General features: G+C 65.2%; 4 protein-coding genes. All 4 read left to right on the top strand.

Going from position 1 to position 9,197, the window contains the following annotated elements; genetic code table 11:
* Window positions 1-258 precede the first annotated feature (258 nt).
* The 4 genes from OZ10_RS08505 (at window position 259) to katG (ending at window position 9,010) form a co-directional block, all read left to right on the top strand.
* Window positions 259-2,520 (top strand): methyl-accepting chemotaxis protein, encoded by a 2,262-nt coding sequence (locus tag OZ10_RS08505; protein WP_039410474.1) that lies wholly within the window; start codon window positions 259-261, stop codon window positions 2,518-2,520.
* Between the two features lie 495 nt (window positions 2,521-3,015).
* Window positions 3,016-5,571: a DNA mismatch repair protein MutS gene (gene mutS / locus OZ10_RS08510; protein WP_338117734.1), complete on the top strand. Its 2,556-nt coding sequence runs from the start codon at window positions 3,016-3,018 to the stop codon at window positions 5,569-5,571.
* A 213-nt stretch (window positions 5,572-5,784) separates the two neighbouring features.
* A complete protein-coding gene (locus OZ10_RS08515) occupies window positions 5,785-6,399 on the top strand; it encodes a DUF937 domain-containing protein (protein ID WP_039564510.1) in 615 nt (204 codons plus the stop codon).
* Between the two features lie 364 nt (window positions 6,400-6,763).
* Entirely contained in the window at window positions 6,764-9,010 is a 2,247-nt protein-coding gene (gene katG, locus OZ10_RS08520) for a catalase/peroxidase HPI (protein WP_039564511.1), read from the top strand.
* Window positions 9,011-9,197: the final 187 nt, after the last annotated feature.

The raw sequence follows: 9,197 nt of genomic DNA on the forward strand, positions 1-9,197 counted from the left end.
GACGCCGTGTAGCAGTCGGAGCCCTCGGTGAGAGCACGCGAACCGGTCGTTTTCACAGTCTGCGCGTCTTCATGCAGTATGCGCCAGTCGGTCGATTCCTGACTCCTGCCGTTCACAAACTGGGCCTAAATCCGAGCGGCACCATTAATTCAAGTTTCCTAACGGTGCGTCGTTATCCACCGTGCCGGCCCGACACTCATGCGTCCTTCACGCAACTGCCCCGACGGCACCCTTCGACTTCGTATCCGGGATTGCCGCATGACTGCCTTACTCCAACGTTATTCCGTCGGCCGTCGCCTGGGCGCCGCGTTCTGCTTGCTGATCCTCCTGTCGGGTCTACTTGTTGCCATCGGGCTAAACTCGATGGGCAGCGCCAGAAAGCAGCTGGACTTCATCGTGCTGGACCGCATGGCCAAGATCCAGCTCGGTAACGGCATGCTGGATGCCAACTCCTCGATCATGATCGCGTTGGGCACCTACGCCATGGCCACCAGCGCCGAACTCGACGCACAGGCGTTGGAAACGATCAAGACGCAACGCCAGCGCTACAAGGAGCTGCGCGAAAAACTCGATACGCTGCCCAGCTCCGAAGAAGGCCGCAAGATTCGCGCAGAGATGGATGCTCAACGCGCCATTTCCGGCAAGATCAACGATGAAGTGATGGCACTCGCCGCCCAGGACGACAACGGCCCGGCGCAGGCATTGCTCAACGAGAAGGGACGCCAAGCCAACGCAGCCTGGCAGGACAAAATCCGTCAGCTGGTCAGCCGGCAGGAAGAACAGAGCCGGCAGGCCTACACCGAAGCCGTGCAGTCCATGACCCGCGCCAAGTTACTGCTGCTGATCGGCGGCGTGGCCGTGGTCACCATCAGCGGCCTGCTCGCCTGGCTGATCACGCGCAGCCTGACCCACCCGCTCGCCCGCGCCACCAAGGCCGCCGAGGCCATTGCCAATGGCCAGCTGGACAACCAGGTGCAAACCGACGCGCAGGATGAAACCGGTCGCCTGCTGCGTGCCATGAGCGGCATGCAGACACAGTTGCAGTCGTTGTTGCGCGCGCAGGCCGACATGGCCAAGCGGCACGACGAAGGGCAAACCAGTTTCCGGATCGATGCCAATGCGTTCCCCGGCGACTACGGCCGCATGGCGCAGGACACCAACACCCTGGTCGCCTCACATCTTGAAGTGCAGACCACGCTGGCCCGCATCATGGGCCGCTACGCCATCGGCGATTTGAGCGTCAGCATGGACGTGTTGCCTGGCGAAAAGGCCGTGCTCACGCAGACCATGAATGAGGTCAAGGCCAATCTTTCGGCGATGAATGCGGAAATCAAGCAGCTGGCGCTGTCCGCAGCCAACGGTGACTTCAGCGCGCGTGGCGATGCCGACCGCTTCCAGTACGACTTCCACCTCATGGTCGACAGCCTTAACCAGCTGATGGCCACCGCAGACGGCAACCTGCAATCGCTATCGGCACTGCTGCAGTCCATCGCCGCGGGCGACCTGACCGCGCGGATGACCGGCGACTTCAAGGGTGTGTTCGCGCAGATGCGCGACGACGCCAACGCCACCGCCACGCAGCTAGCCGAAATCGTCGGGCGCATCCAGCATTCGGCGGTGTCGATCAACACCGCCGCCAGCGAGATTGCTGCTGGCAATCAGGACCTGTCGCAGCGCACCGAACAGCAGGCCGCCAACCTGGAAGAAACCGCCGCATCGATGGAAGAACTCACCTCCACCGTGCGCCAGAACGCCGAACACGCACGCCAGGCCAATCAACTGGCAATCGGCGCTGCCAGCGTGGCCTCGCAAGGCGGCGATATCGTCAGCAAGGTCGTGGGCACCATGAGCGGCATCGAGGCGTCGTCGAAAAAGATCGCCGACATCATCAGCGTCATCGACGGCATTTCCTTCCAGACCAACATCCTGGCGCTCAACGCGGCGGTGGAAGCGGCGCGCGCCGGCGAGCAAGGCCGCGGTTTTGCAGTGGTGGCCAGCGAAGTACGCACGCTTGCGCAGCGCTCCACGGCAGCGGCCAAAGAGATCAAGAGCCTGATCGACGAGTCGGTACAGCGTGTGACCGAAGGCTCCACCCTGGTGCACACCGCCGGCACCACCATGGCGGAAATCGTCGCCAGCGTGCAGCGCGTCACCGACATCATGGGCGAGATTTCCGCTGCTTCGCAGGAGCAGTCAGCCGGCATCGAACAGGTCAACCTCACCGTCACCCAGATGGACGAAGCGACCCAGCAAAACGCCGCGCTGGTGGAAGAAGCCACCGCCGCCGCACGTTCGATGGAAGAACAGGCCGGGGAACTCACGCAGGCGGTGTCGATCTTCAAGATCGAAGCCGAACGCCCTGCTGCCGTACGCACCGCAGCACCAACCGTGGTGCGCCCCAAAGCCGCGCCTGCTGCAACGCCAACCCGCAGCGCGGCAAGCCCGCCCCGGCGCACTACCCGCCCGGCGGCCGCGGTAGCCACCGCATCGAGCAACAGCGCGGACTGGCAGGAGTTCTAAAAAAATAGAATGTTCACAGCAGCCGTTCCAGAACATCAGAACGCATGCTCACAAGGCCGGTTGTGCAAACAGCCGGCCTTCTTTGTGCATGGCTTGAGCATTCGGCCGGCCGCCTTAACGAAAGGCGACAGTCAGCTGCAAGGTTGCTCGACAGCGCAGGTGCGGCCTGGCGCCAGCCTCCCGGTGCGCAGAGCACCCAAGCATGCGACACCACGCCGACTCGACGATTGGGGATTGAGCGTCGCTCGGCTTAAACTTGCCGTCCACCGCCATGCCCGCGCCAGTCACTGCGGCAATCCGGCCCATTCAGCCTGCGCGGCCGCTGCCGCAACCGCCGCATGCATGGGTTGCAGACTTGGCGCACCAACACCCCACCGCCACCGCAGTGCGTCACGCACCTGCGCAGCAGTCAGATTTCGGAAGACGTTCTTGCAAACCACCGACACCAAAGACAAAGCCAAGCAGGGCACGGGAACCCCCGAGCACACGCCGCTGATGAAACAGTTCTTCGCCGCCAAGTCGGACTACCCCGACCTGCTGCTGTTCTTTCGCATGGGCGATTTCTACGAGCTGTTCTACGACGATGCGCGCAAGGCGGCGCGCCTGCTGGATATCACCCTGACCCACCGCGGCAGCTCCGGCGGTGCGCCGATTCCGATGGCGGGTGTGCCGGTGCATGCGTATGAAGGCTACCTGGCGCGGCTGGTCGCATTGGGCGAGTCGGTGGTGATCTGCGAGCAGATCGGCGACCCGGCGCTGGCCAAGGGGCTGGTCGAGCGCAAGGTGGTGCGCATCGTCACGCCCGGCACGGTCACCGACGAGGCGCTGCTGGACGAGCGTCGCGACACCTTGTTGATGGCGATTTCGCGCAGCAAGCAAGGTTACGGCCTGGCCTGGGCCGATCTGGCCGGCGGGCGCTTCCTGGTCAACGAAGTGGACAGCGTGGATGCGCTGGAAGCTGAGATCGCGCGCCTGGAGCCGGCCGAGCTGCTGGTCCCCGACGAAGACAACTGGCCGGAGTTCCTGCGCGGGCGTATCGGGGTGCGGCGGCGGCCACCGTGGCTGTTCGATGCCGACAGTGGCCGGCGCCAGTTGCTGGCGTTCTTCAAATTGCACGATCTGTCCGGCTTCGGCATCGACGACAAGCCCTGCGCCACCGCTGCGGCCGGCGCCTTGCTGGGGTATGTCGAAGAGACCCAGAGACAACGGCTGCCGCACCTGACCTCGATTGCGATGGAAGTGGCCAGCGAGGCGATCTCGATGAACGCGGCCACACGCCGGCATCTGGAGCTGGATACGCGTGTCGATGGCGACACGCGCAATACCTTGCTCGGCGTGTTGGACAGTACCGTCACGCCGATGGGCGGGCGCCTGCTGCGACGTTGGCTGCACCGTCCGCTGCGCCTGCGCGAAGTGCTGGTACAGCGCCACCACGCGGTCGGCACCTTGATCGACGCGGGCGCCGATGTCGACGTGCGCGAGGCCTTCCGCGCACTAGGCGACCTGGAACGCATCCTTACCCGCGTGGCGTTGCGTTCGGCGCGCCCACGCGACTTTTCCACCCTGCGCGATGGCCTGGCACTATTGCCGAAGGTCCGCGCAATCCTGGCACCGCTGGATTCGCCGCGCTTGCAGACGCTGCACGCCGAACTCGGCGAACACGATGCCACCGCGCATCTGTTGATCAGCGCCGTGGCCGAGCAACCGCCGCTCAAGCTCAGCGACGGCGGTGTCATCGCCACCGGCTACGACGCCGATCTGGACGAGCTGCGTCGTTTGTCCACCAATGCCGACCAGTTCCTGATCGACCTGGAACAACGCGAGCGCGCCAGCAGCGGCATCGCCACCCTCAAGGTCGGCTACAACCGCGTGCATGGCTACTACATCGAGATCAGCAAGGGCCAGGCGGAAAAGGCGCCGTTGCACTACAGCCGCCGGCAGACCCTGACCAACGCCGAGCGCTATATCACCGAAGAACTCAAAAGCTTCGAAGACAAGGTGCTCTCGGCACGCGAGCGCTCGCTGTCGCGCGAAAAACTGTTGTACGAAGGCCTGCTGGATGCGCTGGGCACCGAGCTGGAAGGCCTCAAGCGCTGCGCCGGTGCGTTGAGCGAACTGGATGTGCTGGCCGCGTTCGCCGAACGCGCGCAGGCACTGGACTGGTCGCAGCCGGAGCTGGACAGCGCGCCGTGCCTGCGCATCGAACGCGGCCGCCACCCGGTGGTGGAAGCGGTGCGCGACCAACCGTTCGAGCCCAACGATCTGGAGCTGCACGCCGACCGCCGCATGCTGGTGATCACCGGCCCGAACATGGGCGGTAAGTCGACCTACATGCGCCAGAACGCCTTGATCGTGCTGTTGGCGCATATCGGCAGTTACGTGCCTGCCAGCCGCGCGGTGATCGGGCCGATCGACCGCATCCTCACCCGCATAGGCGCCGGCGACGATCTGGCGCGCGGGCAATCCACCTTCATGGTGGAAATGGCCGAAACCAGCTACATCCTGCATCACGCCACCCCGCACTCGCTGGTGCTGATGGACGAGATCGGCCGCGGCACCTCCACCTACGATGGCCTGGCGCTGGCCGACGCGGTGGCGCGCCACCTGGCGCATACCAATCGCTGCTATACGCTGTTTGCCACGCATTATTTCGAACTCACCGCGCTGGCCGACGAATCGCATGCCGGCGGCACCAGCGGTATTGCGAATGTGCATCTGGACGCGGTCGAACACGGCGAGCGCCTGGTGTTCATGCATGCAGTCAAGGATGGGCCGGCCAATCGCAGCTTTGGCTTGCAGGTGGCCGCGTTGGCCGGGCTGCCGAAGGCGGCAGTGACCCAGGCGCGACGTCGCCTGACGGAGCTGGAACAACGCGGCGGCGAAAGCCATAGCGCGCAGATGGCGCCGTCCGCGCTGGATGCGCCGCAACAGTTCGGGCTGTTCACCGCGCCCTCTTCCGCCGCGCAGGAAGCGCTGCAGGCCCTGGATCCGGATGAGCTCACGCCCAAGCAGGCGCTGGAGGCCTTGTACCGGTTGAAGGCGTTGATTTGAGGTGCCGGGATTGGGGAGTCGTGATTTGGGATTCGTAAGAGCGGAGCTGCATGGCTGATGCTTGCTGCGCTTGCGGATGCATTGCGTTGCAGGAATCGGTGGCCGCAGAAGTGCAGTGCGTAACGGCTGACCTGCCGCGATGCCGCATGGATTGCTCTGTCGGCGCGACGGGCGCACCCTGCGGCAACGCTTCGTCCAACAGGAAACCTTCCGATGACCACGTCCGCCTCATTGACCGATCAGCTCGCCGCGCAGTTGCAGGGCCCGCAACTGCAGCAACTCGCCGGCCGCCTGGGCATTGCGCCCGAGCAGGCGCAATCGGCCGTGCAGACCGCGCTGCCGCTGTTGATGGGCGCGCTGAGCCGCAATAGCCAGCAGGCCGGTGGCACCGATGCCTTGCTGGGCGCCCTGCAACGCGACCACGCCGCCAGCCCGGACATCGGTAGCCTGCTGGGTTCGCTGCTGGGCGGTCCGGCCAGCGGCGCGTCGGCCAATGGCGCCGGGATCGTCGGCCATCTGTTCGGCGACAAGGCGCCACAGGCCGCTGCAGGGCTGGGCCAGGCCACCGGGCTGGAAACCAGCAAGGCCAGCCAGCTGCTGCAGCTGCTCGCTCCCATCGTGATGGCATATCTGGCCAAGCGCTTTCTGGGCGGCAATACCGCCACCGCCAGCCAGCTCGGCCCCGCGCTGGCCCAGGAACATCAGCAAGTGCGCACGAACTCCGGCGCCGGCGGCCTGTTGACCAGCGTGCTGGATCAGGACGGCGATGGCCAGCTCGGCCTGGGCGATGTCATGAAGCTGGGCGGCAGGCTGTTCGGCAAGCGCTGAGCGACCCGTAGCCGCTGGGCACGCCGGACGAGCACCGGCGTGCTATCCATAGCAATACGCTATCGATATGGTCGAATAATTCGAATTCACCAAATGATCGATGCGCTTTATCGTGTGCGAACGTCGCCATGATGAGTCCGCCTGATGCGCCTGCCCGCCCATTGCCTTTCCCGTCGGCCAGGCGGTTTCGACTGCCACAAGCAGGCGCTAGCATCGGCAGGTCCGACAGCGGCCGGGCGACTGTTTCCCTTTCGTGATCATCGATGACCACGACAAGGGCGCTGCCGTCCACCTCGATTCCACCAGCACGTGCCGGCATACCGGCACGCCGCCCCCCAAGTGCTTACGCACACAGGTAAATCCCATGACCACCGAAGCAAAGTGCCCGTTCAACCACGCTGTCGTCGGTACCGGTACCACCAACCGTGACTGGTGGCCCAAACAGCTGCGCGTAGATCTGCTGAGCCAGCATTCGAACAAGTCCAACCCGCTCGGCGAGACGTTCAACTACGCCGAGGCCTTCAAGCGCATCGACCTGCAGGCGCTCAAGCAGGAACTGCGTGCGCTGATGACCGACTCGCAGGACTGGTGGCCGGCCGACTTCGGCCATTACGGCCCACTGTTCGTGCGCATGGCCTGGCATAGCGCCGGCACCTACCGCATCGGCGATGGGCGCGGCGGCGGCGGCCGTGGTCAGCAGCGATTTGCGCCGCTCAACAGCTGGCCGGACAACGTCAGCCTGGACAAGGCGCGCCGGCTGCTGTGGCCGATCAAGCAGAAGTATGGCCAGGCCATTTCCTGGGCCGACCTGATGATCCTCACCGGCAATGTCGCGCTGGAGTCGATGGGCTTCAAGACGTTCGGCTTTGCCGGCGGCCGCGAAGACACCTGGGAACCGGACCAGGACCTGTACTGGGGTCGCGAGACCAAGTGGCTGGGTGGCAACGACCGCTATTCGCGCGGCTCGCCCGGCGTGGACGAAGCGCACGGCGTGCTGGTCAAGGACGACGACAGCGAAGTGCCGCACACGCGCGATCTGGAAAACCCGCTGGCCGCCGTGCAGATGGGCCTGATCTACGTCAACCCGGAAGGTCCGGACGGCAACCCCGACCCGATCGCTGCCGCGCGCGACATCCGCGACACCTTCGCGCGCATGGCCATGAACGACGAAGAGACCGTGGCCCTGATCGCCGGTGGCCACACCTTCGGCAAGACCCACGGTGCCGGCCCGGCCGACAACGTCGGCGCCGAACCGGAAGCCGGCGAACTGGAAAGCCAGGGCCTGGGCTGGCACAACCGCTACGGCAGCGGCAAGGGCGCCGACACCATCACCAGCGGCCTGGAAGTGACCTGGACCACCACGCCGACGCAGTGGAGCAACGACTTCTTCGACCACCTGTTCAAGTTCGAGTGGGAGCTGGGCAAGAGCCCGGCCGGCGCGCACCAGTGGGTGGCCACGAACGCCGAGGCCATCATTCCCGACGCGCACGATGCATCGAAGAAGCACCGCCCGACCATGCTGACCACCGACCTGGCACTGCGTTTCGATCCTGCGTACGAAGCCATCTCGCGCCGCTTCCATCAACACCCGGAGCAGTTTGCCGACGCCTTCGCACGCGCCTGGTTCAAGCTCACCCACCGCGACATGGGTCCGCGCTCGCGCTACCTGGGCCCGGACGTGCCGGCCGAAGAATTACTGTGGCAGGACCCGGTACCGGCGGTGGACCACGCGTTGGTCGACGCGCAGGATGCGGCCGGATTGAAGCAGACCATCCTGGCCTCGGGCCTGAGCGTGGCGCAGCTGGTCTCCACCGCGTGGGCCTCGGCCTCCACCTTCCGTGGCTCGGACAAGCGCGGCGGTGCCAATGGCGCCCGCATCCGCCTGGCACCGCAGAAGGAATGGCAGGCCAACCACCCTGAGCAGCTGGCCAAGGTGCTGGCCACGCTGGAGCGCATCCAGGCCGATTTCAACGCCGCGCAATCGGGCGGCAAGAAGATCTCGCTCGCCGACCTGATTGTGCTGGCCGGCAACGCTGCGGTGGAACACGCAGCGCAGGCCGCCGGCCACAGCGTCACGGTGCCGTTCGCACCGGGCCGCACCGATGCCTCGCAGGAGCAGACCGATATCGAGTCGTTCGCCGTGCTCGAACCGGTGGCCGATGGCTTCCGCAATTTCGCCAAACGCAACTACGCGGTGCCGGCCGAAGCGTTGCTGATCGACAAGGCGCAGCTGCTCACCCTCACCGCACCGGAGCTGACCGTGCTGGTCGGCGGCCTGCGCGTGCTGGGCGCCAATGTCGGCGATACCCAGCATGGCGTCTTCACCCCCCGCCCTGGCGTGTTGAGCAACGACTTCTTCGCCAACCTGCTCGACATGCGCACCGAGTGGAAGGCGACCTCCGAAGCGAAGGACCTCTACGAAGGCCGCGACCGCGCCACCGGCGAGCTCAAGTGGACCGGTACGCGCGTGGATCTGGTGTTCGGCTCCAATTCCATCCTGCGTGCAGTGGCCGAGGTCTATGCCAGCGGCGATGCGCAGCAGAAGTTCGTGCACGACTTCGTCGCCGCCTGGACCAGGGTGATGCAGCTGGATCGGTTCGATCTGGCGTAAGCCGCTGGATCGTTCGGCCTGACTCAGGCCCTGGCAGTCAGACAATGCCCCGGACAACCGGGGCATTTCTGTGTGCGACCTCCCGATTGCAGTGGCCATGTGTCGCCCTGCCGACGTCCCCCCAATTTTGAGTAGCACCTCAGTTTGGAGTCCAATTCCCTACCCCAAGGAGATTGGACGTGAAGAA

The sequence above is a fragment of the Xanthomonas cannabis pv. cannabis genome, from assembly GCF_000802365.1.
Taxonomy (GTDB): Bacteria; Pseudomonadota; Gammaproteobacteria; order Xanthomonadales; family Xanthomonadaceae; genus Xanthomonas; species Xanthomonas cannabis.

Excerpts from the sequence above, each read along its gene's own strand:
- OZ10_RS08505 (WP_039410474.1), top strand. The coding sequence starts at position 259 with ATGACTGCCTTACTCCAACGTTATTCCGTCGGCCGTCGCCTGGGCGCC.
- mutS (WP_338117734.1), top strand. The coding sequence starts at position 3,016 with ATGAAACAGTTCTTCGCCGCCAAGTCGGACTACCCCGACCTGCTGCTG.
- OZ10_RS08515 (WP_039564510.1), top strand. The coding sequence starts at position 5,785 with ATGACCACGTCCGCCTCATTGACCGATCAGCTCGCCGCGCAGTTGCAG.
- katG (WP_039564511.1), top strand. The coding sequence starts at position 6,764 with ATGACCACCGAAGCAAAGTGCCCGTTCAACCACGCTGTCGTCGGTACC.